This is a genomic window from Streptomyces sp. NPDC016469 (assembly GCF_040632905.1).
Lineage (GTDB): Bacteria > Actinomycetota > Actinomycetes > Streptomycetales > Streptomycetaceae > Streptomyces.
Window position 1 is genome coordinate 1 of record NZ_JBEYCQ010000047.1, and the last position, 23,469, is coordinate 23,469.

24 protein-coding genes are annotated in these 23,469 nt (G+C 70.4%); 13 read left to right on the plus strand and 11 right to left on the minus strand.

The features are described 5' to 3' along the window. Window positions 1–185: 185 nt before the first annotated feature. The 10 genes from ABZ565_RS32990 to ABZ565_RS33035 form a co-directional block, all read right to left on the minus strand. The gene (locus ABZ565_RS32990) at window positions 186–761 is read right to left on the minus strand and encodes a hypothetical protein (RefSeq protein ID WP_361035261.1); all 576 of its coding nucleotides are present in this window, start codon (window positions 759–761) and stop codon (window positions 186–188) included. A gap of 153 nt (window positions 762–914) precedes the next feature. Then, on the minus strand, window positions 915–1,310 hold the full coding sequence (locus ABZ565_RS32995; protein ID WP_361035264.1) for a hypothetical protein: 396 nt from the start codon (window positions 1,308–1,310) through the stop codon (window positions 915–917). 965 nt (window positions 1,311–2,275) lie between these two features. After that, window positions 2,276–2,536, minus strand: coding sequence for a hypothetical protein (locus ABZ565_RS33000; RefSeq protein ID WP_361035267.1), 261 nt, complete (start codon window positions 2,534–2,536; stop codon window positions 2,276–2,278). Window positions 2,537–2,618: 82 nt separating this feature from the next. Beyond that, a complete protein-coding gene (locus ABZ565_RS33005) occupies window positions 2,619–3,056 on the minus strand; it encodes a hypothetical protein (protein WP_361035270.1) in 438 nt (145 codons plus the stop codon). An 81-nt stretch (window positions 3,057–3,137) separates the two neighbouring features. Then, entirely contained in the window at window positions 3,138–3,728 is a 591-nt protein-coding gene (locus ABZ565_RS33010) for a hypothetical protein (RefSeq protein ID WP_361035273.1), read from the minus strand. A gap of 84 nt (window positions 3,729–3,812) precedes the next feature. After that, the gene (locus tag ABZ565_RS33015) at window positions 3,813–4,028 is read right to left on the minus strand and encodes a hypothetical protein (RefSeq protein WP_361035275.1); all 216 of its coding nucleotides are present in this window, start codon (window positions 4,026–4,028) and stop codon (window positions 3,813–3,815) included. 319 nt (window positions 4,029–4,347) lie between these two features. After that, window positions 4,348–5,091, minus strand: coding sequence for a protein phosphatase 2C domain-containing protein (locus tag ABZ565_RS33020; protein WP_361035279.1), 744 nt, complete (start codon window positions 5,089–5,091; stop codon window positions 4,348–4,350). An 84-nt stretch (window positions 5,092–5,175) separates the two neighbouring features. After that, the gene (locus tag ABZ565_RS33025) at window positions 5,176–5,529 is read right to left on the minus strand and encodes a hypothetical protein (protein WP_361035282.1); all 354 of its coding nucleotides are present in this window, start codon (window positions 5,527–5,529) and stop codon (window positions 5,176–5,178) included. Window positions 5,530–5,688: 159 nt separating this feature from the next. Continuing rightward, window positions 5,689–6,045, minus strand: a complete 357-nt coding sequence (locus ABZ565_RS33030; protein ID WP_361035285.1) for a hypothetical protein — start codon at window positions 6,043–6,045, stop codon at window positions 5,689–5,691. A 157-nt stretch (window positions 6,046–6,202) separates the two neighbouring features. After that, window positions 6,203–6,559 (minus strand): hypothetical protein, encoded by a 357-nt coding sequence (locus tag ABZ565_RS33035; RefSeq protein WP_361035288.1) that lies wholly within the window; start codon window positions 6,557–6,559, stop codon window positions 6,203–6,205. A gap of 1,244 nt (window positions 6,560–7,803) precedes the next feature. Between ABZ565_RS33035 and ABZ565_RS33040 the strand changes: the two genes are divergently transcribed. The 8 genes from ABZ565_RS33040 (at window position 7,804) to ABZ565_RS33075 (ending at window position 17,712) form a co-directional block, all read left to right on the plus strand. Further along, window positions 7,804–8,631, plus strand: a complete 828-nt coding sequence (locus ABZ565_RS33040) for a hypothetical protein (RefSeq protein ID WP_361035291.1) — start codon at window positions 7,804–7,806, stop codon at window positions 8,629–8,631. 104 nt (window positions 8,632–8,735) lie between these two features. Beyond that, the gene (locus ABZ565_RS33045) at window positions 8,736–8,999 is read left to right on the plus strand and encodes a hypothetical protein (protein WP_361035294.1); all 264 of its coding nucleotides are present in this window, start codon (window positions 8,736–8,738) and stop codon (window positions 8,997–8,999) included. Continuing rightward, the gene (locus ABZ565_RS33050; protein ID WP_361035297.1) at window positions 8,996–10,051 is read left to right on the plus strand and encodes a conjugal transfer protein; all 1,056 of its coding nucleotides are present in this window, start codon (window positions 8,996–8,998) and stop codon (window positions 10,049–10,051) included. The genes ABZ565_RS33045 and ABZ565_RS33050 overlap by 4 nt, the downstream gene beginning before the upstream one ends. Continuing rightward, the gene (locus ABZ565_RS33055) at window positions 10,051–10,383 is read left to right on the plus strand and encodes a hypothetical protein (RefSeq protein WP_361035300.1); all 333 of its coding nucleotides are present in this window, start codon (window positions 10,051–10,053) and stop codon (window positions 10,381–10,383) included. The genes ABZ565_RS33050 and ABZ565_RS33055 overlap by 1 nt, the downstream gene beginning before the upstream one ends. Next, window positions 10,380–11,123, plus strand: a complete 744-nt coding sequence (locus tag ABZ565_RS33060) for a hypothetical protein (protein WP_361035302.1) — start codon at window positions 10,380–10,382, stop codon at window positions 11,121–11,123. The genes ABZ565_RS33055 and ABZ565_RS33060 overlap by 4 nt, the downstream gene beginning before the upstream one ends. Before the next feature lie 6 nt (window positions 11,124–11,129). After that, complete coding sequence (locus tag ABZ565_RS33065) at window positions 11,130–13,766, plus strand: ATP-binding protein (RefSeq protein ID WP_361035305.1); 2,637 nt, start codon at window positions 11,130–11,132, stop codon at window positions 13,764–13,766. Between the two features lie 215 nt (window positions 13,767–13,981). Further along, entirely contained in the window at window positions 13,982–16,609 is a 2,628-nt protein-coding gene (locus ABZ565_RS33070; RefSeq protein WP_361035308.1) for a hypothetical protein, read from the plus strand. Further along, window positions 16,606–17,712 (plus strand): bifunctional lytic transglycosylase/C40 family peptidase, encoded by a 1,107-nt coding sequence (locus ABZ565_RS33075; protein WP_361035311.1) that lies wholly within the window; start codon window positions 16,606–16,608, stop codon window positions 17,710–17,712. Before ABZ565_RS33070 ends, ABZ565_RS33075 begins: the two co-directional genes overlap by 4 nt. A gap of 50 nt (window positions 17,713–17,762) precedes the next feature. Here ABZ565_RS33075 and ABZ565_RS33080 read toward each other — a convergent pair whose 3' ends face one another. Next, complete coding sequence (locus ABZ565_RS33080; protein ID WP_361035314.1) at window positions 17,763–18,056, minus strand: hypothetical protein; 294 nt, start codon at window positions 18,054–18,056, stop codon at window positions 17,763–17,765. A gap of 331 nt (window positions 18,057–18,387) precedes the next feature. Here ABZ565_RS33080 and ABZ565_RS33085 point away from each other — a divergent pair, with 331 nt between their 5' ends. The 5 genes from ABZ565_RS33085 to ABZ565_RS33105 all read left to right on the plus strand — a co-directional run bounded on the left by ABZ565_RS33085 (window position 18,388) and on the right by ABZ565_RS33105 (window position 23,363). After that, window positions 18,388–19,092, plus strand: a complete 705-nt coding sequence (locus ABZ565_RS33085) for a hypothetical protein (protein WP_361035317.1) — start codon at window positions 18,388–18,390, stop codon at window positions 19,090–19,092. A 75-nt stretch (window positions 19,093–19,167) separates the two neighbouring features. Next, window positions 19,168–19,479, plus strand: coding sequence for a hypothetical protein (locus tag ABZ565_RS33090; protein WP_361035320.1), 312 nt, complete (start codon window positions 19,168–19,170; stop codon window positions 19,477–19,479). Between the two features lie 244 nt (window positions 19,480–19,723). Further along, entirely contained in the window at window positions 19,724–20,188 is a 465-nt protein-coding gene (locus tag ABZ565_RS33095; protein WP_361035323.1) for a hypothetical protein, read from the plus strand. Continuing rightward, a complete protein-coding gene (locus ABZ565_RS33100; protein WP_361035326.1) occupies window positions 20,185–22,422 on the plus strand; it encodes a hypothetical protein in 2,238 nt (745 codons plus the stop codon). Before ABZ565_RS33095 ends, ABZ565_RS33100 begins: the two co-directional genes overlap by 4 nt. Further along, on the plus strand, window positions 22,422–23,363 hold the full coding sequence (locus ABZ565_RS33105; protein ID WP_361035329.1) for a replication-relaxation family protein: 942 nt from the start codon (window positions 22,422–22,424) through the stop codon (window positions 23,361–23,363). The genes ABZ565_RS33100 and ABZ565_RS33105 overlap by 1 nt, the downstream gene beginning before the upstream one ends. Window positions 23,364–23,469 lie beyond the last annotated feature (106 nt).

A 23,469-nucleotide genomic window follows, 5' to 3' on the forward strand; every position in this document is an offset into this window, starting at 1 on the left:
CGTCGCCGGTCTGACCCTCGGCTCCTCGTCCTCCTTCGCTCTCGACATCTACGCCCGCCCCGGCGGCGACACGGCCGCGCCCCGCCCCGGAACCTGGAGCAGGCAGGGGCGCCGTTCTCCCGCGCTGCGCCCCGTCGTGCCGGCGCCTGCTGCGCCCCGTCGTGCCGGCGCCTGCTGCGCCCCGTTTACCGGCGTTCGAGGTGCGCCACCCACGTAACGGCCTGCACGACGCTGGGAAGTTCTCCAATGCGGTAGGCGGCGCGCCGGTAGCAGTCGGCGAGGGTGTTGTAGCGGCCGATTGCGCCCAAGCCTCGGTCTCTCTGGCCGTAGATCTCCCGGACCGCAATATCGTGGGCGTGACGGTCGATCACTACGGTTTCGGGGTTTTCCGGGTCAGCGATGCTGAGATAAAAGGCGCCGGTTTTGATGTGCATGGGAAGGACTTCGGCGGGGTCGGTTCCGGACATGATTCGGTTTGCTTTAGCGACCGCGTCGGAGACATGGCCGCTCGCCTTTCCTTCCTGGAATGCCTTCCGGGCAAGTCGGCAATTCTCGCTCCACGATTTGTTTGCGGAAAGCGCGGCGAGCACTCCGGCGCCTTTTGTGGTATCGCCTGTGGCAATGTCGGCGGCGAGTTCGTTTGCTGTCGGGTACCACATGCGGCCGCGTCGCACTTGGTCGCGGGTAGCGGAGTTCCACATTTCTACAATGGCTTTGGTGTAGGAGGCGCGCTGCTTGTCGGTGCTCTTGACCGGAATCATGAGAGTCCCTTGAAAGGATTGGGCACACGCGAGAAGTGGTGAGGAGCGGGCCCTTTGGGCGGCTCAACTCAAACCGGCGGTGCGGAAAAGAGGACGGTCGGTCGTCGGGTGTGCCGGGGCCCTGGTCGGGCGGGGCCCCGGCGTCAGTGGGGGTTACTTGGTGCGCGGCTTCGGCATCGTCGGCACGTCGATGCCCGCGATCTTCAACAGCTCGTAGCAGCCGTCGAGGGTGAGACCCGTGTACGTGTAGCGCTGGGGGCCGCCGGTGATCGCCGCAGTTCCGTAGTACTCCTGGGGGTGGTAGCCGGATGCGGAGTGAATGTTGACCGCGCTCCGGTTCAGCGGCGCGGCGCGGTGCATCATCGCGTCGACGTACGTCCACAGCGAGACGCCGGGCCACATGCTGAATGTGGCGACGCCGGTGGTGTTGAACTCCCGGGCGAGGAGGTTCAGGCCGGCAGCGAGTTCGGTGGGCCAGTCGATGACGTCGAACGAGCCGCTGGGGCGGAGGATGAGTGCATAGCGTGAGTCGGAACGCGGTTCGGGCATGGGTGTCCTTTCTCGGAACACGGGCGGCCTTTGGGTGTTGGCCTGCTGCCACTGCCGACCAACAAGACAAATATATCTCGTGTAGCTACACAAAACAAGATCTTCGGCCATGTCTTCGCAGGTCATAGCTTGTTTCGGCCCGGGGCGGGGCGCGGTCGGGGCGCCGCTTACCCCCTGGTCCGCGAAGCGGATAGGGGGTCCGTCCGGCAGCGCGAAGCGCTCGGGGCAGGGAGCGAAGCGGACAGCCCCGCTCGGCCGGACGGCTCCGGCGTGGGAGCGAAGCGGACAGGCCGGGATGCGGAAGGGGAGCGAAGCGGACCCCGCATCGCGTGAGACCGGCGCAGCGGTCGTCCGGGGTAGCGCAGCGGACCCGGCACGCGCGGGGGCGGGGAGCGCAGCGGACCGCCCCCGCCCCGGCGGCGACACGGCCGCGCCCCGCCCCGGGCCAAAACAAGCTATGACGGGTCGAACAACTCTGCTGAGAGACACCGGCGCCCCTGCTGCGCCCCCTCTCCTGCTGCTTACCGTCTCCATCCCCTGCTGCGCCCCGTAGGAGAGCCTGGGGAGGCGGAAGCACGAGGCGGGTACCGGCGCTTTGGCAAACGGATCGGGCGGCGGGCGGGAGCACGGGACCCGCAGCTGGTTAACGCAGCGGCCGCTGTAGAGTCGGAGACAGAAGGACCGCCTTTTTCGGCATGGTCTTTTGGGAGGCCGGCACCCGTGCCACCCGCTCCGGCGGACTGAGGGTGCCGGCCAACTCTGTTTGCTGAGCCCGATACGGGATGGGCGCGTGCATACGTGCTGAGCTAAGGGTCGCAGTGCAGGCAGGCGCCCCGGGGCGGCGTGATGCCGCGCCGGGGCGCCGGAGACTGTATGGAAGGGGCGTTGAAGCGCCGGTGGCGAGTGCTTCGCCGGTGGCGTCGCGCCCCTGGACCGTGCTCGAAGCCGCCCGGCCCCGGGAGGCGTCAGTCGGTATTCGGCTCGAAGCCGAGCACCTTGTCGATCAGGCAGGTTCCTTCGTCGCGGACGTACTCTTCGTACGCGCGCTGTACGGCGCGAGAGTGATCGTCGATGTCGAAGCTGGCTGCCCATGCCATGCCGTCGCTGTTGTCCTGGTCGTCGACGTAGCTGTCCATCGTCGCGTCGTCGCCGTCTGCGACGTTCACGGACGTCTCAATCAGAAGGTTGCCGCTGGTGTCCCAGCGGCCCATCAGCAGCGTTGCCATCAAAGGTCCCGTATCTGGTGAGAGGGCCGCTCCCCGGGGCAGCTCGTACGGGCTGGCCCCGGGGGCGGTGGTCGTGGGCGCGTTACGCCGGTGGGGTTTCCCCATGGCGCAGAAATCGGCCGGTGTGGATGTAGTGCTGACAGGAAGCGGGCGACTCTGTGTCAAGTTGCCCGAGGACGGCGCTGATCGCATCGGCGCTCAGTAGGGCAAGGTCGTCCAGGCCGTCCAAGGCGCTGGCGTCTTCCAGGTAGACGCCCTCTGCCCACGCCTGGACGCCGTGGGGCAGGCGCGGGACGTCCGGTAGTGCGTCGGCTTCGAAGCGGTCGTACTGGATGCAGAGGTCACCCTCGTAGTCGACCGTGAAGACGAACGATGTGGCGCACGGGCCGGACACGACCCCGGTGACACCCCAGTGTCCAGACTCGGCGCTCCAACTGTCGCCAAGGAGCGCGGCGGCGGCGTAGGCGATGTCGGAGACGCTGAACGGATACTCGGTTCCCGGGGCGGGGGTGCTGCTCATGATGGTGCTCCTCCGGTGCGGCTGGCTGTTGACTGGCAAGCGGGCGGGGGAGCGCGGCTTGGCCGTGCTCCCCCCGGGCACTCAGCTCAGCTCGTGCAGCTCCCGCGCGGCAGCGCCTGCCGCGTACTTGTGGTCGCGGCACGCTGGGAGTGTGAAGCCGAGGTAGGAAACCATGCGTTCGGCGGCGACCGGAGTGCGGTGCTTGATGGAGTGGCACGCCAGACGATTGGTGATCGGGTAGGTGAGGTACGGGCCGTGCGTGGCGTGTGCGCGGCCCAGTTCCATGGCGGTGGTCGGTGCCGGGATCTCTCGCATAGGCGCCGGGGTGCCGGTGGTGGCGGCGCGCACGGCGGAAGCAACCTTGGCCGACAGGGCATTCAGTCCTTCGTCAGCGCAGGCGGCCTCGAAAACCAGGCCGCCGCCGTAGGACACAACACCCTGCGGCAGAACGTCCGGCAGGCGTTCGTGCGACGGGCGGTCGTAGTCGAGGCAGAGATCGCCCCCCTCATCGACGGCGAGGCAGAACGAGCGCGCGTCGTTGAAGATCGAGGCGGTCACACCCCACTCGCCTGACTCAACCTTCCAGTCCCCGGAGAGGATTCCGACGGCTGCGTGGGCGATGTCGAAGATGCTGAACGGCTTCTCGGGAGCGGGGTGGATCTCGGTGCTCATGGCGTGCCTTTCGTTGCGGAATTGGGGTGAGGTGGAAGGGGCGCCCCCCGGCCAGGTCGAGTGGCCGGGGGCGCCGGGAGTGGTTCAGACGCCGATGTAGACCGGCGTGACGGTGGGCTCTTCCTCCAGGTAGTTCTGCTCGGCGGTAACGAGGATTCGGGCCGCAGTCTCCGCCTCGAACATCAGGAGGAGGTCGACGATCAGGTCCCGGGCCTGCACGTCGCGGGCCTCTTCCCCCTCGCGGGGGTGGGAGGTGGCGACGTAGGTGTTGAGCGCGGCGCGGGCGGCAGCGTGGCTCATGGGGTTCTCCTTCCGTTGGCCCCGGGTGCGTTCCCGTGGCGTGTAGCTACACAATAGCCTCATGTGTAGCTACACGCAACCGTTCTGAAAGTCCCCCGCTCTCAGGTGTCGGCCGCAGCTGCCGCTACGCAGTCACTTCACGCCGGCCGGACGCTGCCGGGCGCGGCCGGCATCCGGGCAAGGCCGAGGGGGCCGCACCCGTCCGGCGCCCTTGCGCGCAGGGCGCGCCGCCCAGTGGCTGCTGCCCGGCCACGTCGAGTGGCCGGGCAGCGCCGGGACTGACGGGCCATGAGCGCCCGGTAGGGGCTGGCGGTTTCCCTCACACGTCCGCAACCAGGACCGTGGCGTTGTCGGCCCGTACAGGCGCATGTGCGACGGCTGCCCGGACGAAGGCTCGGGCCGCGTCGGCGGGCGCGCCTGCAAGGTACTGACTCAGGTCACGAGCGGAATCTTCAAGGGGCTCGTACGCCCCGTCCGACGCAAGGAGCAGGCGGCCTCCAAGGGGACGCAGCGCCACGCCGATCAGGTCGCGCTCGCCTTCCCCCGGGGTGGTTTCGGTGCTCCCGAGATAGGAGGTGACCAAATTCCGGTCATAGGGGCCCGGTGCCCTTCCATGGTCGATGAGCACCTGGCGGCGGTTGTGGTCGACGGTGAGCTGTTCGAGCTGGCCACCGGTCAGGAGGTAGGCACGGACGTCACCGCACCAGGCGACGGACAGGACGCCGTCCGGGCGGGGAACGGCGACCACTGCGCACGCGGCGGGGGGCTCCTGGAAGGGGTTGTCGCGTCCGGGTTCAGCGGCGACGCGATCGTAGACGCGGGTGAGAGCGGTGTGGGCGTCGCCGGTCGCAGCGGCCGTGCGCGCGAGGCTGCGGGCCGTGCGGCGGGTCCATTCCCGGATGGTTGCGGTAGATCCGATGCCGTCGAGCAGTGCGTAGGCGCGCACACCTTGCTGACTGCTGGTCGCGGCGGCGTCGCACTGGTGGGAGCGGTCGCCGATGTGCTGGGCCGTGGCGTGGGTGGCGGTGGTGTTCACGTGGACCTCGGTCGCGGTGGGGGTCATCAGTTGTGACGCCTTTCCGGCAGTAGTGTTCGGGGTGGACCGGCCCCGCCAGGTCGAGTGGCGGGGCCGGTTCTCTGGCAGGTGTCACGGCGCGTACGCGTGAAGCGGGATTCGCAGCGCGCCGCCGGTGAAGGGCAGCTCGGCCACCAAGCGGCGCAGCTTCAGCGCGGCGGTGTAGCGGCGCTCAGAAGCGGGGCGCACGCTCGCGGGCAGTTCCGCGGAGACGGGGCGGAAGATCTCATCGAAGAGCGCGATGGACGAACCGCGCAGGAACACGGCGCTGTCATCGTCGAGCGAAAAGCCCATACCGAGCACGTCGACGGCAATGGTGAGTGTGGTGATCGTGTCGCCTCCGATGCGCTGGTCCAGGGCGGCCGCCGTGCGTGCGGTGGCAACGAGCTCCGGCGTGATGAAGACGGCGTCTGCGGTGGGGTGCATTCAGGGGGTCCTTCCTGTCGGCCCGGCCTCTACCGTGGCGTGTAGCTACACAATAGACCACGCGTGTAGCTACACGCAAGTGTTCACCGCGCAGACGGGAGCGCTCGGGTGGACCGGCCCCGCCAGGTCGAGTGGCGGGGCCGGTCCCGAGGTCTCGAGTTACGCCTGGTACGCATCCAGGGGGATGCACAGGTCCTCACCGGTGTACGGAAGTTCGGCAAGCAGATCCCGCAGCTCCACGGGAACCCCGAGCGACCTGAGAAGCGCCTGCTCTCGCGGCGAGACGGGCACCCGACGACTGGCGGGGGCCATGAGGTGCGTAATGGCCGCGATGCCGTCGATGCGCCTCAGGATCACCTCAGCGTCCACGGGCCAGCTGGTGGCGTACGGGTCGCGGGGCGCCTTGATCGTGAGGGAAACAAGGCTGTCCGTGTCGTCTCGGAGGTCCAGAGCGACCGCCCGGCGGACGGCGCGGATGAGCGCGGGAGAGATGAACTGAACTGAGTCGGTGTGCATGGGTTCCTCCTGTGCGGCCGAGTCCGCCCCGGCGTGTAGCTACACAGTAGGACACCGTGTAGCTACACGCAAGTGGGGCGCACCGTCGCTCACCAGGGCGCGGCCGCCCGGACCCCTCCAGGGATCCGGGCGGCCTGGGCATCCGGCCTGGAGGCTGTCAGGCGGCGGGAACGACAAGGATCGGAGCGTCGGCTTCCCACAGGTCGCACACGCCCCAGGGGTTGGCGTCACCCAGATTCACGACCGGCCCCCGGTCGTCGGCGGTGCGGCAGAAGTCGCAGCAAGCCGGGTCGTACACAACGGGGCGCGCCCGGTACTGGTCGTTGAAGTAGTCACTCACGAGCATCCGGCCGCGAGCCCGGTACTCGGGAAATGCGGCCAGGACCGTGTCCCCGGCGGCGACCCGGTCGGCCCGGACGATGCGAGCGGCGCCGGGGTTGACGAGCAGGGGGGCGTGGTCCTCGTCGTCCGGGAGGTCGGTAACGACGACAAGGAGAAGGTCAACGCTGATCACTGGCAGTCCCTTCGCGTGGGCGGCCCATCCGTCCGTGTAGCTACACAATGCTTTGTGTAGCTACACGCAAGGGGTGTGGAAAGCGATGCCCGACTGCGGCGAAGCGCGCCGGCCTCACACGCCCCTGCTCCTCCCTACCGATGGGCGACGCCACCCGATACAGACAGCCCTCGCCGCGACGGATCCCGGCACCCCCGGCCCCGCCCCCGGCCAGCGCGGCCGGGCCGCCGCAGCACACGCGCAGCCCCGCGGACCGCGTCCGCTCCGGCGGACATCTGTGACCGGCAACGTTCACCGCCTCCTCCGGTCCGCCCGGGGATGGTGGAGAAAGAAGGCATCTTCCCCTTCGGGAAAGAGGTGTCGCCAGAAGGAAACGCTGACCCAATGGGGGCTGACCTGCAGCTACGCACTCCCATGGTTTTCGGGTAGACAACCCGTAGTGCAACCCGTAGCACGCCTTGTCCGACAACCTGTCGTACAACCCGTTGCACAACCAATAGAGCAACCGGCGTTGAGCGGGCACCGCGGCATGCCTGGACCCGCGAGACGACCAATGAACGGCAAGCGCAGGAGCCGCATCCGAGAGCCCGTCAAGTCCGGCTCCAGACCCACCCGGCCGCGCCGGCCGGGTACGTCGGCGCGCGGCCGGCCTCGACCTGACCTACCGTCGGACCGGGTGCTTCCTGACAGGACGTTGCGCTCAAGGGTGGCCTCGCGGAACTTCGCACGTACGCGGGGCCACCCGTCCACACAGAGCCAACGCCCGCCGATTCCACCCCTTCCGCTGGCATGAGCCGTGGCACCCGGGTCCATGCTCTCGAGGCCCTGCTCCGGCCCCGGGCAAGACAGCGGTCCTACGGCTCCTGGCCGCCTCTTGAAGCCGGGAGGAGGCTGGCGTTGCCGCCGAGAGACGCTGGCCCCAGGCCAGCATGAGGCAACGAGGGCCCCCGCGAACAACGAGCCCTTCGCCAGGTCACCAGCCAGGGGGAGCAGCGACGCTTCCCCACACCCCGGCAGTCCACGCCCGGCATCCTCGCGTGCCCCGGTGCGCGGACCCCGGCATATCGGTGGGCGCGCCCGCGCCAAGTCCGCTGACCCCGCGCTGACCCTGCGGCTCAGCTCCTTCCCTGCCGTCGAGGTCAGCGTTTGGGCAACCGTCTGACCTGCGCATTCGGGGGTTTGGGTCAGCGATTGGGTCGGGGGGCCTGAGAAGCATTCACGGCATCACCTGAATGGGAGCTGTCGTGAATGGAACAAGGGTTTTTGAGTCGCTGAACGCCGAGTGGGACGTCGTGTGCGCCGAGCCGGGCCACGCGGCAACCGTGCTCGGCTGGCTGCGCGCGGGCGGCATCCCGCTGACCGACACCGTGGCCGCGGATGGCCTGCCTGAGGTACTGGCCGCGCTCGGGCGCCTCGACCGGTCCCATGGCCGCGCACACAGCGACCGGTGGCTCCGGGTCCTCCTTGAGCGGGCCGGCGGCGAGGGAAGCGAGGCGTTGCTCGCGGCGCGGGTGGTGGTGCAGGCGATACTGCCCGGGGCCATGCGGCTGACACGCCGTCTGCAGGCGGGGCGGGACTACGACGAGACCGGACAGGTCGTTGTCGCGTGCCTCTTCCAGGTCGTGCGCCGATTCCCCCTTGGCCGCACGAGCGGGGCCGCGGCGAACCTCCAGATGGAAACTCTCCACCTGGCCAGCCGGGAGCTGAAGGCCGAGGGCGCCGAGCCCCACACCGTAACGGTCCCCTACTGCGACGAAGTACTGGCCGGTGTACCGGCGGGCGACGATCCGGCCGAAGCCACCTGGACGAACCTCCTGGGACGGCGGGCCGCCGAGGCAGGGCTGCTGCGGGACGGCGAAGGCGTCGACGGGGCTCGGGGTGAGCTGGTCGAGCTGCTGGTGTGGGCCGTGGACGCGGGCCGGATGGACGCCGGCCGGGCGCGGCTGATCGCGCACGAGACCCGGACCGGGGCGGACTCCGCAGGGGTGTCCGCGGTCGCGTGGCGCAAGCGGCGCAGCCGGGCGGTGCGGCAGATGCGGGCCGTCGCGGAGCAGTGGGCGCAGGCGGCATGACGGCCTCTTTTCAGATTTCTCGGATTCGTGGGTCACGTCTGGGCGCCGGCGGCTCCTTGGGGTGGGTGGCGGCAGAGGTACTGCCGGAAAGGGGTGGGCGGGTCATGACGGACCCCGAGCTCACGACAACAGACAGCGACGCGAACGAACAGTCGGATCTCGCCGTGCTGGTGCGGGCACGCCAGAGGCTGCGCGAACTGGTCGTGCAGCTGGAGGTCGCACCGTTCGCGCAACAGACGGCGGAGTCGATGCGCGCGTATCTCGACGAGGACGCCACCCGGGCCAGCTCCGCTTTCGCCCGCTGGCGCCGCCTGCCGGAGCAGAGCCGGACCAGTCAGGTCGGCAAGGCCGCGCGGGGGCAGCTGTGAGGCGGCGCACCGAGGACGTAGAACTTCAGGACGTGCTGCCGGGTGAGGCCGGTGGGTGGGAGCTGGGGTCCCTCGGGGCCGCGGCGAACACCGTGACGGTGCTGCGTCGTACGGCGTGGGGGCTGCTGGTGGCCGGGCCCGTGCTGGCTGTGTGGGCGCTGCTGTCCCGTCCGGCGCCGGCGGCGCCGGTGGTTGCGGTCCGCCAGGAGCAGCCTGCGGTGGGGCAGTCGGCGGGGCCGGGCGGGTTCGCGGAGCTGTTCGTGAGCGCGTACCTGGCGGCTGGTGAGGGCACCGAGGACTCCCTGGCTCCGTTCCTGCCGACCGCCCGCGACGTGACGCTGACCGCCGCTCCCGGGGCGCAGCGGGCGCAGCAACTTGCGGCGGTGAAGGTGCGCCAGGTCTCCGGCGGGTACTGGTCGGTGACCGTCGCCGCCCGCGTCGTCGCCACCGACACAACCGCGGCCAAGCCGAAGGCTGGGGCGAAGACGAAGCCCGGCGCGGAGGAGTCGGAGCCGGGTTCGGCACGGTCGGGGTCGGTGCTGCGGTACTTCCAGGTCGCGGTGCATGCCGGTGCGGATGGGGCGATGGCGGCGGCCGCGCTTCCGGCGGAGGTCGCAGCGCCGTTGCCGGGTGAGGCTCCGTCGCTGGCGTACGGGCAGTCCGTTCCCGTGCCGGCTTCTGATCCGGCCGGGCAGACGCTGACGGGCTTCTTCGCCGCTTACCTGGCCGGGAGCGGACAGCTGGACCGCTACCTCTCCCCCGGCACCGCGCTGTCCGCGGTCTCACCCGCGCCCTATGCACGCGTCGAGGTCGTACAGGTCGCGGAGACGGGCACGAACGACCCCGGCGCGCAGCAGGGCGTGCCGGCCGACGGGGCGCGACGGGAGCTGCTGGTCCAGGTCGCCGCGACGGACACGGCCGGTCAGCAGCGGCCGCTGGCGTACGCCATCGCGATCACCGCGCGGGATGGGCGGTGGGAGATCGCGTCCGTGGAGGGACCTCCCGTGCTGAGCAAGGACTCGGCACGGACCGATGAGAAGGAGACGCAGTGATGACGGTGAACGCGATGGTGCTGGCGGGGGCGATCGACGACGTCGACCACCTCGCCCAGAAGGCCACGAGCTTGCTGAGCAACTCGGTGATGCTGCTGATGCTGGTGGCCGCCGTGGTCGTCACCTGGGGCAAGACGAAATCGGTGGTGTCCGCGTTCGTCGCGGCCCTGGGCGGGGCCGCGCTGTGGTTCGTCGTACTGAACGCGCCGATGTTCCGCGACAGCGTCGGCGACGACCTCACCCCCAGCAACGGCACAGTCAAGGGCGCCGGCACCGGCTACGCGGTCGTCCAGACCTACGACCAGTCGACCGGCCAGGGTGAGCAGCGGTGAGCGTAAGTGCCAACCCGGCGGCGGGTGCGTCGTCGGAGGTGCTGGTCGGGCGGTCCTACACCCGGGCCCGCCGTCACCCATTGATGATCGGACGGTGGCCTGGCGGGCGCGGCCGGATCTGGGGCGGCCCCTACACCGTGCCGCAGATGGTCGTGCTGGCCGGGGCACTGACCCTGCTACTGCTGACCCGGGCGCTGTGGGCACACTTCGGGCTCCTCAACTACGTGCTCGCCCTCGGACTGCCCTACGGGCTGTCCCTGCTGGTACGGCATGTGCAGGTCGACGGCCGTAGCCCGCTGTCGGTGGCCGGGAGTTCGCTCGGGCTGCTGACCCGGCCCTCCGGTGGCCGGCTCGGCGGCCGGCCGCTCAAGGCTCTGCGCGGTCGGCGGCTGGTGATCGGGGTGTGCAGCATCACCTGGGCACCGGCGACGGCGCGCAACCACGGCAGCGCCGCCGCGTCGGTACTGCACACGGCCCAGTCAAGGCCGGCCGTGCCTCGCTCGGCGAACTCCGCCCGACCCGGTACTGCACAGCGCCCTTCCACGGCCCGCGACCAGGACGACGTCCTCGCCTCGTCGGCGGCCGACGGCATGCAGGCAGCAGAACGGGAGGCGGCCGGTGCGGGCGCGGCCGTGACGGAGCGGCGGCCGGTGCCGGTAGCCGCGGCGTTGCTGGCGGCCCGCCGGCGCGAAATCCGAGAAGACGTGAGCGATCCGCGCGCGGCGCGGCGAGGAGTGTGATCCGGGATGCGGATGCCGATCCGGCATGTGGCCGGGAACGTGATGTGGACAGTGCACGGGCAAGTCTGGGCCGTCTACCGGGTGGCGGGGTCGGGTGGGGGCGATACGTCGCGGCGGTCGAAGGACCGGCGGCTGGGGCAGCTGGAGGCGCTGGTCAAGTCCCTCACCGGTGAGTCGATGCTGCTGAGCCTGTGCCCGGCCGTCGACCCGGAAAGCGTCCTGTCCAAGATGACAACCGGTATCGACCTGGCGGTCTCGCCTCGATACCGGCAGTCCACCGAGCTGCTGCGCGGACAGCTGGAGCAGCTGGAGCTGACCGGCCGTACCGACTGGCTCGCCGTGCCATTGCCGTTGGCTCGTGGAGAGGCGGTGCGCGAGGTGTTCGCCGCCGCGCGCGCCGAACTCGCTCTGCAGCTGGGGCTGCTGCCCCGTCCGGTGTCCGCCCGTGAGGAGGGTGAGCGCCTGGCCCAGGCCGAGCGGATGGCGTCGATGTGGCCGTCGGGTATCGCGCTGCGGGCCGCGACGACACCCGAGATCCTGTGGATCTACGGCCACAGCGCCCGGCGCGGCCTGCTCGAACCTCTGCTTCCCGAAGGGGAACAGGCACGGACGCGGGGGCGGGGCCGGGGCGCGGCGTCGCTCGGGCAAGTCGCGCTCGCCGAGGGCGGCAACCTTCTGGAGGACCTGCACAACGACGACGGCGGTGCGGACGTGGGCTGGGGCCGTCACCGTACGAGCCGCGGGGCCGGAAAGGGCGGGCCCGGAAGGCGCGGGCGCCGGCGCGGGCGCAAGACAGGGCCGGTGGGTCCGTTCGCGCGGCGGTGGCTGGAGGTCACGACGGAGTGGGGTCCCTCGTATCAGGTGATGCTCGCTCTGTCCGAGATGCCGGAGGCGTTCGTCTTTCCCGGCTCGGAGTACCTCGCATCGTTGGATGCTTTCTCGTTCCCGGTGGACTGGGTGGTGCGCCTGCACGTCTCGTCCGGGGCCGAGGCCGAGGCCAGGACCCGGCGCCAGGCCCGCGAGCTCGCCAACCAGTACGCCGAGTACGAGGGCGAGACCGCCGGTGTGCCGGCCAGCATCGACAAGGCCGTCGGCGGGCTCGACGAATACAGGGAGCGGCTGACCGCATCGAGCACCGAGGTCGAGGTGCGGGCGATGGCCGCGCTGTGCGTCTGGGGCGGCACCCCCGAGGAGGCGGAGCGGCGGGCGGGGGAGCTGGCCGGGCACTTCGCCGGCAACGAATACACCTTCGCCCGGCCGCGCGGGGAGCAGGAGAACCTCTGGTACGGGATGCTGCCCGGCACCCGCACCCCGCAGGTCATGGCCCAGTACGCCCAGTACTTGCTGGCGCGGGACTTCGCGATGGCCGCCCCGTTCAACGGCGGCGGGCTCGGCGACAGCACCGGGCCCTTGTTCGGGCTCCAGCTCGCCGGCGGCGGCGTACGCCCTGTGCTCACCGACTGGACGCGCGGCCCGAGGGAGAACACGTCGGCGACGGCGGCGTTCATCGGGGAACTCGGCGCGGGCAAGTCGACCGCGATGAAGGCCGCGGTGTACTCGGTGCTCGCCGCCGGACACCGCACCCGGGGCAGCTACCGGCGGGGCCGCGTCGTGATCGTCGACCGTACGCCGCGTCAGGAATGGCTCCGCTACGCCCAGGCGTGCCCGGGCCAGACCGAGTGCATCACCGTCGACGACCACGCCCGCATCTCCCTCGACCCTTTGCGGACCTTCACCGGCCGCGAAGCCCAGCGCTTCACCGAATCGTTCCTGACGTTGTTGATGGGGCTCGTGCCGATGAGCGACGAGGGCATTGCCCTGTCCGAGGCGATCGAGGCCGTACTCGCCCAGCCCCATCCGTCGATGCGGGTCCTGGTCGAGGAGCTCACCAACCGCGGCGCGGGCGGTGACACGTGCTCGGCGATGGCGGCCCGGCGGCTGTCCGCCGTGCGCCGCAAGGACCTCGCCCGGGCGGTGTTCGACGAGACGCTGCCCGTGGTGAGGGGGTCGTCGGCCGACACCCTCGTCTTCTCCGTGGCCTCGCTCGCGCTGCCGACGAAGAGCGAGCTGCGCGAGGGCCGGCTGGAGAAGATGGAGTTCGAGAAGGTCTTCGGCCGGGCCGTGATGTACCTGATCGCCGCCCTGTGCCGGAAGATCGTGTACGCGGACCTGGATGAGTTCGCGCTCGTGGTGTGGGACGAGTGCTGGTGGCTGACCTCCAGCCCCGAAGGTCTCGCCCTGGCCCTGGAGCTCGTACGCGACGGCCGGAAGCACGGGGCCGGCGCCCTGTTCGGCGGGCACGACGACGAAGACATCGGCTCCGGGGATTCCGAGGACGGACAGATCCTGCGCGGCCTGATCCCCCGCAAGTTCGTCTTCCGGCACACCGACGTGACACTCGCTCGCCGCGCTTTGACGTTCCTGGGCTGCGACCCCAACGACCCGGACCTCCTCGCGCTCGTCACCACGGGGCTCTCGCCCAACAGCCCCGAGCTGAGCGATCAGGAGCGTGCCGCTCGGGCCGGGGAGTGCCTGCACCGCGACCTCACCGGCCGGATCGGCGCCATGCAGATCACCCTGCCCGCCGACGAACAAGCCGTCACCCACATCCACTCCCAGCCTCTCCAGAGCACAACGGCATGACCCTGCGGCGGGCCGGCGCACCGGCACAGAACAAGGACCAGCCCCGGGCCCGGGGCGCAGCCGCCGAACGCGTCCGCAGCGGCTCGACCCGGTCCCGGAAGGGACGTGTTCCCGTTCTGGGCCTGGCTCGGGCGCTGGGCGGGCGGCCGTGGTTGCCCGGCGGGCGCGTACGCGCGCTGCGGGGTGTGCGGCGGTGGTTGCGGCCGGGGAGGAGCATGGCGGCCGGGCTCGTGCTTTTCGCGCTGTCGTGCCTGGCCTCGCTGGTGCTCGCCGGTGTAGCCGCCCACGCGGCCCCCAGCCCGACGCCGTCCCCGTCGGCCAGTCGCGGCGGGCTGCTCGACAACCCGTTCGTGCCCGGCCCCCAGGGACCCGTCCCGGGTACGTCCGGGTCCCCTTCCCCCGGGCCGTTGCTGCCGGGGCCGCCGAACCCGCTCAAGCCGAGCCCACTGGTGCCCGACCCGTCGGCCACGGACAACGGGCTCTCCGACCTGCTCGATGACGCACGCGCGAAGGAGGAGCGCGAGAAGAGGGAGGCCGCCGAGGAGGAGCGGCGCAAGGAGAGGGAAGCGCAGGAGGAGTTCGACAGGAAGGTCGATGCGTATAAGAAGGACCGGGCGGCCCAGGGTGGGGTGTTGTCCGCGTTCGACGTGACCGACCGGGACGGGAATCCGGTCAGCTCGTACCGCATCTACGCCGACACCGGTGACTGGAACGACTGGGACCTGTCAATCGAGGGATTCCTCGTCGACATGCTGTTCCTCGGCAACAAGTGGCTGGTCAGCTTCGCATGCTTCCTCATCTCCTGGAGCCTGTCCTTCTTCCTCGCCGGACTCCTGCTGAGGCCCGCGCTCCAGGTGTCGACGTCGCTGTACGGCAGCGTCGTCATGCAACTCGGCCTGCCGCTGCTCTTCATGACGATCACCCTGGTCGTGGCATCGTTTCATTTGCTGTTCGGGAACCGGGTCAGGGGCTGGGGCGAGATGGCGGCCGCGCTGGTCATCTCCGCGCTCGCCGTCGGGGCGCTCGCCTCGCCCCCGCAGCTCCTGCTCAGCAAGGACACCGGCGTCGTCGCGAGCGTGCGGGACCTGGCCGTGGAGACGGCCGCCCTGGTCCTGGACAAGGAACCCATCGACAGCACCCGGCCCACCACCGAAGCCGGCTGGGAGAAGAAGCCATCCGGGCGCAGCGTCGGTGAGCAGGTGCGCTCCGCGCCCAGTGCGCTGGCACGGCCTATCACCGATGCTCTCGTGGACGCGTTCGTGGCGCGGCCGGCGATGCTCCTGTCCTACGGGCAGACGTTCGACGGGAAGTGCGGGAAGGAGTTCCGTGACTCCCGGATCGAGCAGGCCGTCTACGACCAAGAGGTCGACCAGCGTAAGGAGAAGGGCAAGTCCTTCCTCAAGAACATCCCCGGGCTCGGGGTCGCGCTGCCCGACACGGTGAAGGACTGGCTCGTCGACACCGCTGTGGACGTGACCACCGACGAGGTGATGAACATGATCCACGGCTCGGGGCCGGTCGCCAGCTTTGAGAAGGACTGCGTCAAGGACGCCGGCACGGTGAAGAAGGCGTCGATGGACAAGGTCGGCGGCGCCGCGTTCATGCTTCTGGCCGCGTTCCTCACCTGCGCGTTCATCACCGTCCTGGGGTGCGGGTTCCTTTTCGCTCAGGTCAACATCGCCATCGAGGCGATGTTCGCGAAAGTAGCCCTGGCCGCCGGGATCCTGCCCGGCCCGGGGCGGGCGTGGCTGTGGGACCGGGCCGCGGCCATCGCCCGCTGCCTCGCCCTGATGCTGGCCTGCGTCATCTCCCTGGCCGTGTTCGTGGTCGTCGTCAACACCGTCCTCAACACCCCCGAGAGCGACCTGCCCGGCGGGCTGACCGTGCGGTTCATCGTCCTGGACGGCATCTGCGTCGCCGCGTTCCTCTACCGCCGCAAACTCGCCCGCACCACCCGGAGCATGGTCACCCGGGTCAGGCAGCGGCTCGGGAACAGCCCGCTCGGCGGGGCAGTCTCCGCGCCCGCGGGCAGGGAGCGGCGCGGGGTGGGGAAGCGGCTGGTGCTCGGCGGGCTCACGCTCGGCACCGCCCTGGCCACCGGCGGCACCAGCACCGCGCTCGGTGCAGCAGCCCGGATCGGTGGCGGGCGTGCGGCCGCCGGGATCACTACGCGTCTGGCCCGCAGCGGTGGCCGGGCCGCCACCGGCCTGGCCACCGCGGCCGAACGCACCGTCCGGGCAGGGGCCCGCACCGCCGTCCGAGCCGGAAGGATCGGGCTGCAGGCCGCCGTCGGGCTACCGGTGTACGGGCCGCGCGTCGCGCGCCGAGTCGGCCCCGCCGTGTCGGCACTGCCGGGGCGGGCAGCCGCGCGGGCCACCGTCGCCATCCGGCAAATGCAGGACCGGCGGCAGGAGATCAGCGCCCGGGTGCAGCCGGCTCGCGAACTCGGCCGGGAGACCCGGCACAACATGCGCTCCCTCGGCCGCATCGTCCGCGGCCAGCCGGCCCTCGGCGCCTACCAGCCCGTCACACCGCCGGACCCGCAGCCGGCTCCGACGACCGTGCCCGCATCCCGCCAGGGGCGGGCACCCGGCGCCCGACGCCCCGTCGGCTCGTCACACTCACCCAGGCGACAGGCATCAGGACCGGGGCTAGTGGTGGCGACGCGGCGGCGCCCCGCTCCTCCACGGATTGTTCAACCGCCATACAGTGCGGCGCAGGCACGTCTGCACCAGCAACTCCACCGCGTCCGGCAGAATCGCGTGGCCGAGCCAGCGCCTGCGCCGCGCGCACCGCGCCCGCCTCGCCCTGTTCAGCGCCCGTCCGGGCCGGGGACGCCATGAACGGAAAGGGAAAGGTGATCCTGGCGGGGTGGGTGCTCCTCGCGCCGGTCGCCGCGGTCCTGGGGCTGCTGGTGCTCTTCGTCGCCGCCGTCGCCAACGGCGCAACCGGCCACGAGAAGGAGGAAGCCGCCGCACCGGCTGTCGGCGGGGTGCCGCAGACGGTAGCGGGGATCGACCCGGTGATGCTGTCGGCCTACAGCCGTGCCGCCACCCAGGTCACCGCCCTGCGCCCGCACTGCAAGGGCATGCGGTGGTCCGTGATCGCCGGAATCGGGAAGATCGAGTCGAACCACGCCGCCGGGCGCACCGTGGCCGCCAACGGGAACATCACCCCGCACATCCTCGGTGTCCGGCTCAACGGCTCGGGCATCGGCGGCAACCGCACCTCGTTCACGGACACCGACCGCGGCCGGCTCGACGGCGACACCGCCTACGACCGGGCGGTCGGCCCGATGCAGTTCCTGCCCTCCACCTGGAACGGACCCACCGGACAGGACGGCAACCACGACAGGGTCAAGGACCCGCACAACGCGTTCGACGCCGCGCTCGGCACCGCCGTCTACCTCTGCGGGACCGGCACCACCAACCTGTCGAAGGCCGCCCAGCTACGCAAGGCGATCTACCGCTACAACCACTCCAACACATACGTCAATGACGTCACGGAACACATCACCGAGTACGACGCGCTCCCCGTCGGCCCGGATGCCGGGGGCGTGGCAACCGGTAAGCCGGGGGCAGTCATCAACGCTGCACGCTCGGCGATCGGCACACCGTACGTGTGGGGCGGGGGCAGCATTTCTGGGCCGACCAAGGGCGGCTACGACTGCTCCGGCCTCATGCTCTACGCCTTCCACACGGGCGCCGGCATCAGCCTCCCCCGCACCTCCCAGCAGATGCGCCACACCGGTCGGCACGTTGAGCGTTCTGACATGCAGCCCGGCGACCTCATCGTCATCAACAACGACGGGAACTGGGGACATGTCGGTCTCTACACCGGCACCCACACCATGATCCACGCCCCACGGCCCGGTAAGAACGTCGAGACCACGTCCCTGTCCGGGTACTGGGAGAAGTACGACTGGGACGTACGAAGGGTGATTTAGGCAGTTGTAGCCGGCCTCTGTATCGGCCTAGAGACCCACAGCTTGCGGGTTCACGTCGTGCGTGCGCCGGCTGCCTTGGACCTCGCCTTGGCTTCGGCCTCCTGCTTGATCTGGGCTCCTCGCGCCTGGATGGCAGGGAGCATGTCCGCATCCGGGCGCCGCGGTGCCGTGGCGCCCGGCTTGCGCAGGAACCATGCGATGTAGTTGCGCAGGTTTTCGGCGCGTTCGGATCCGTTGGCTACCGCCTCTGCGCCCATTTCCTCGAGCGCGGCCTGGAACTCGTACCACTCGTCGCCGATGCGGACCTGCCTCGGGGGGGTGTGGGTGTCTTTTCTGGGAGTCATGGCGGCCACTGTACCTACGTGTAGCTACATGAGCAAGCGTGCGCCCAGCTCACCCCGGTATTGCGCGCCAAGCCGGCAGATGTGGCGCGACACCCGTGACGGCCACGGTCGCGCACACTGTCCGGTCGGACCGGGGCGGCGCGTCAACTCCGGGCGAGGCCGGAAGTGAATGTGCCGCCCTCGCCCCATTGGCTTGCCGTCCGGGCGGGAGCGCCGTTCTCCACCCAGGGCATACGGAAGCGCAGCCCGCCCCTTGCGTGTAGCTACACATCGGTCTATTGTGTAGCTACACGCAGTCGCCCGGAACGGCGGCTCTACGAAAGGACTGAGCATGCGCGCAACAGTCAAGGTCACACAGGATGAACTCAAGCCGGACACCAAGTGGGTACTGGAGCAGGGCCTCGACACCATCGGCGTCGTCGAACGCTACGACTGGCCCGCTGGCAGCAGGTTCGCGAACACCCCCTTCGAGCTGTGGACCCCGAGCCACCGCGGCGGCCAACCGGCGCCCCGCTTCTCGACGCTCGACGGGGCCGTCGAGGCAGCCGACCGCATCGCGGAGGAGCGCGCGCGCACCAGCACGCTTGAGCCCTATGTGGCGTACCGGGAGACCTACCGCGGCGTGGAATTCACGCTCACCCGCGTCCCGGCTTCTGCAGGACAGAAGTGGCGTCGATTCGCCCACTTCGTGATCACGTGCAACGGCACCCGCCTCGACGCTCCGCAGGGGGATATGGAACGCGTCGCGGCGAAGGTCCGCAAGACCATCGACCTCCAGCACGCAGATGAGGAGGTCCAGGAGCAGCTGGCCGCTCTCGTCGACGCCCGCCCGAACGTCGAGGGCATGCCGGGCTGGGATGACGGCGCCACCCCGAAGGTGGGGGACACCGCGTACGTCCACGCCCGTGGCATGTACCGCCGGGGCCTGGTCGTCGGCGTCACGAAGGCTCGGGCCACCGTCGCGTACGTCACCAGGAGCAATCCCGGACGCGTACACCGCAAGGCCGACCGGCACTGCGAACTCGCGGCCGGCTGACCCGCCCCTGCACCTGACCCGCCCCTCCACTCCCCCGGCCGGGGCGGGTCAGGCCCTGCTCTCGAAGGGAACCCCATGGGCACTGCATGCAGGAACCGTGATCACCGCGCGCTGTGGATCGTCGTGCAGCGCAACTACAACCGGTCAGCGTTCAACGGCTATCGCATCACCCGCTCCGCCTACTCTCTCGTCCGCTGCACCGCCCCCGGCTGCAACGGAACCTGGCGCACTCGGGCCGCGTTCGTGGACACGCTCCCCGACCCGTGCACCGGATGCGGACAGCCGGCGGGGACGCCCTGCCGCATCTGCCGGCGCCCCTACTGCCAGACCTGCCTGACCACCCATCACCACGAGGGCTACGGAACACCGGCGACCGACGCTCGCTGAGGAGTCGCGCAGCCCGACAGCAAGACGCCCGCACCGCGCCGGGCACCGCAAGGCCGATGCGCCGCGCTGTTCATCACCCGGTCGAGGGGTGATGAACAGCGCGGCGCTTCTCTGTCGCCCGGCACGCCGGCGCGCCGAGGCCGGAGCCTGTTGCTGAATTCTTCGAATTCGTCGGTCACGTTTCGGCTCTCCGGCCTCCTTGTGGAGGTAGAGCGCGGCAGTCAGCCGCGCGAAGGGAGCCCTGGTGGGACAGAGCTGGCTGGTGGAAGCGGTATGGGGTGTCCGGTGGTGGGCACTTGCCGTGGTCGTGGGGGGTGCGGCCGTCTGGGGAGGGGCATGGTGGTGGTGGCTGCGGCGGGCACGGGTCATGTTGTCGGGCAGGACGGTGGTGGCCCTGGTGCCGGCTGCCGGGTTCGATCCGTCGCCCGAAGAGATCGATCGGCATGCCGCGCGGCTCGCGCGGGTGCCGGCGGTTGTCGGTTGGGCGCCGCGGCGTGCGATGGGCGTGCGGCTACGCCTGTCCAGTACGCAGAGCCGGCTCTCCTATCGGCTTGAGGGCCCGTCGCAGGCGGCGGCGCTGCTTCAGCTCCAGGACTTCGCCTCCGTCGATGTCGTCGATCCGTACGCGCGTCACGAGGTGCCCAGGATCCGGTTCGACGGCGTTCCCCCTCTCCCGAGGCAGAGCGATGTCGAGAAGGCGGGCGCATGAGCATCGACCTGGAGCTGATGCCGTCGACAGGCGAGGGTGTCGCCGGCGAGGGCTGGCTTTACGTGGCCCGCGCGGAGTTGGTGCTCGCCCGGCCCGATCACCGCCAGCTGACAGCGGCCGCTCTGGACCCGGATCCGCTGCAATTGATGGCCTCCGCCTGCGCCCACGCCGACGCCGAGCTGGGTGAGGAGGTCCAGCTCGTTGTCGACCTGGTGCCGGTGTCCGGGCCGCGCGTGGCGAGGTGGAGGCGGCGGCTGCTGCGGCGTGCGCAGCAGCGCGGGCCGTCGGCTTTCGGTGAGCAGCTGGCCGGTACGGACGGTGCGGGGCCGGGCGGGCGGTTGTGGTCGAACGTGGCCGGAGGTCTGAACGCCGGCGGTCGGGAACGCGGGCAGGGCACCGGCCGGGCGCCGCGCGCCTCGGACCTGGCCGCCGGAGTGGGAAAGTTCCTGCCGACAGCTGACGCCACAGTCTTCGCGGCACAGGTCCTGCTGCGGGCGGTTGCCCCTCATCCGGCGCAGGCGGAGGGCCTTCTTCATCGGGTGATGGCGGTGATGGATGCGTGGTCGGGTGAGAACTGGTGGCGGCCGCGCGGGCCGCGGTTCGGTGCGTGGCATCCGTACAGCGATGTGTGGTGGCTGCGTCGCAGCTTCGACCGCCGGTTCGAGACCGGGGAGTTCGCGCCGTCGCGCCGGCAGTGGGTGACCGCGCGGGAGATCGCCGCGCTGCTGAAGCCTCCGTCGGTGCACTGCAAGGCGTCGAACGTGGTGCGTACCGGGGGTGTGGTGCCGGCGGCGCCGGCGCGGCTGCCGGAGTGGACCGGCCAGCCCGGCGTCGTCCCGCTCGGGCTGGTCACCGGGCCGGACGGTCGGAAGCGGCTGGGGGCGGTGCCGCAGGAGGATGTGCTGTTCGGGGCCGGGCTGGGGCGGTCGGGGTTCGGGAAGTCGGAGCTCGCGCTGCTCCAGGCGCTCACCCTGGCCTATGCCGGGTTCGGGGTGTGGTTTCTGGACCCGCACGGTGCGGCGGTCCAGCGCGCACTCCCCTACCTGACCCATCCCACGCTGACAGGCCGGGTGCTGCTGATCGATGTGAGCGTGAAGGACCCCACGGCCCGGATCGGCGCGTGGAACCCGCTGTCGATGGAAGGCCGGGAGGTCCACCAGGTCCAGGAGGTCGTCGGCGCGGTCGTGGGCGGGCTCGCCTCGGCGCAGGGTTGGGGGGATCGGGCGCCGCGTGCGCGGGCGATCCTGTCCCACGCCGTGCAGGTCCTGGCCCACCTCGCGCTCCTGATGTGCGCGCAGGGGCGCCCCGACCTCCAGCCCACCCTGTTCTCGATCACCCGGCTGCTGACCGACGAGGAGTGGCGGACACACGTCCTCAAGCAGCTACCGAAGCGTCTGTCCCGGTTCTGGCAGCTGACGTTCCCCCAGTACGAGTCGGGCGCGGTCCCCGTCGTGACGCAGATGCTGGAGCAGCTTGAGACGTCCGATTCGCTGCGGGCGTTCCTTGGGCAGCCGAGGTCGACGTATGACGTGCGGGCCGCGATGGACGAGAACAAGATCGTGATGCTCCGCTGCTCCGGCTCAGGGAGCGCGGACCAGATCATCACAAGCCTGCTGCTGTTCGATCTGTTCCTGGCCGGTCTGTCGCGTGAGGGGGTGGCGCAGGAGGAGCTGGCGACGATGTTCGCGTTCGCGGACGAGCTGACCGCGATCGACGGTGCCTCCCGCGGCTACGTCGCCGCGATCCTGGAGCAGCTGCGCAAGTACGAGGTGCGGCTGATGGGGCTCACACAGATGGTGATGCGCCTGTCGGAAGAGACCCGCCAGGCCCTGATGCAGAACCAGTCCCTGCTGACCGCTACCGGCGCGGACCACAACGAGGCCGCGTTCGTCGCCAGGCGCCTGGGCGGGATCGCGCCCGAGGTGCTGGAGCAGCTGGCGAAGTACCAGTACGTGGCCTCGACCATGCTCGACGGCGAACGCACCACACCCTTCCGGGTCCGGGGCGTCGCGGTCCACCAGGCCCTGGCCGACTACCACCGCCCCGACCTCATGCCCACGCTCGACGAGGCAATAGACCGCAACCTCAAACGGCGCCCCGTCGGAGAGGTCCTGCGCCTTCTCGACGGGGACGAGGACCAGCTAACGGGTCTCGACGACACGATCCTGACCCACCTCAAGAACCTCACATCCACGCAGAAGTCCCCCACCATCGAGCAGAGCGAGGTCGCCTGATGTCCCACCCCCTTGCCGAAGCACCCACGGGGAGCGTCTCCCGGTTCAGTCAGCGGCTGCTGCCTCTCCTGTACCAGCACCGGCTGATGTCCACCAGCCAGCTCCACTACCTCCTGACACCGCACACGAAGCGGCCGGAGTACCTGCTGCGCCAACTGCGGCACCTCCGCACCACGGGACTCGTCGAGTCCGTCGACCGGCGCGCCAGCAGGCTGGGAAACTGCGAACTCCTCTGGCACGTCACAGCCGCCGGCTGTGAGGTCGTCGAGGCCAGCAGCGCTGTGACCACGCGCTCGTACCGGATGAGCACCAGGGCGGCCGCCTCCCAGCTCCAGGAGCACACCCTCGCTGTCGTCGATACGGGAATCACGTTCACGAAATGGGCCGAGCACCTGGGTGATGAATGCGGACCCCTGGACTGGGAGCCGGAGCTCGCGCACCGCGTCCGTGAGGGCGACAACCGCATGGGCGACGACGCGTTCCTCGTCCCGGACGCGGTCCTGCGCTACACCCACACCACGCAGGAGGGGCGCCGACAGATGCTGACGTTCTTCCTCGAAGTCGACCGGGCCACGATGCAGGTCGCCCGCCTCGGCCAGAAGCTCAGCACGTACGCCCGGTACGCGACGTACACGCCGCTGGCGGGCAGGCGCCGGCAGGCCCGAGGTGTCCGGGAGGCGTGGCGTGACCGGTACCCGGTCTTCCCCAGGTTGCTGATCATCCTGTCCGGCGCCGGGCCGGCCGCGCTCGCGCGCCGGACGACGGACCTGCGGGCTCTCGCGGCGGTCGACCCGCGGCTCTCCCAGGGCGGGCTGCTGCGTGCGGGGGTCACGACCGTCGAACTCCTCAAGGAAAAGGGCCCGTTCGCGCCGGTCGTAACGCCGCTCCTCGGCCCGCCGGAGTTGACGAACGTACTGCTCACCCCGTTTCAGACCACGTGACGACACGATGCACTGGAGGATTTCCCGATGAACCGCTATGCCTTCCGACGGGGCCTCACAAGGTCTCGGATTCATCAAATCCCGGAACAATGCACGGAGTTCCATC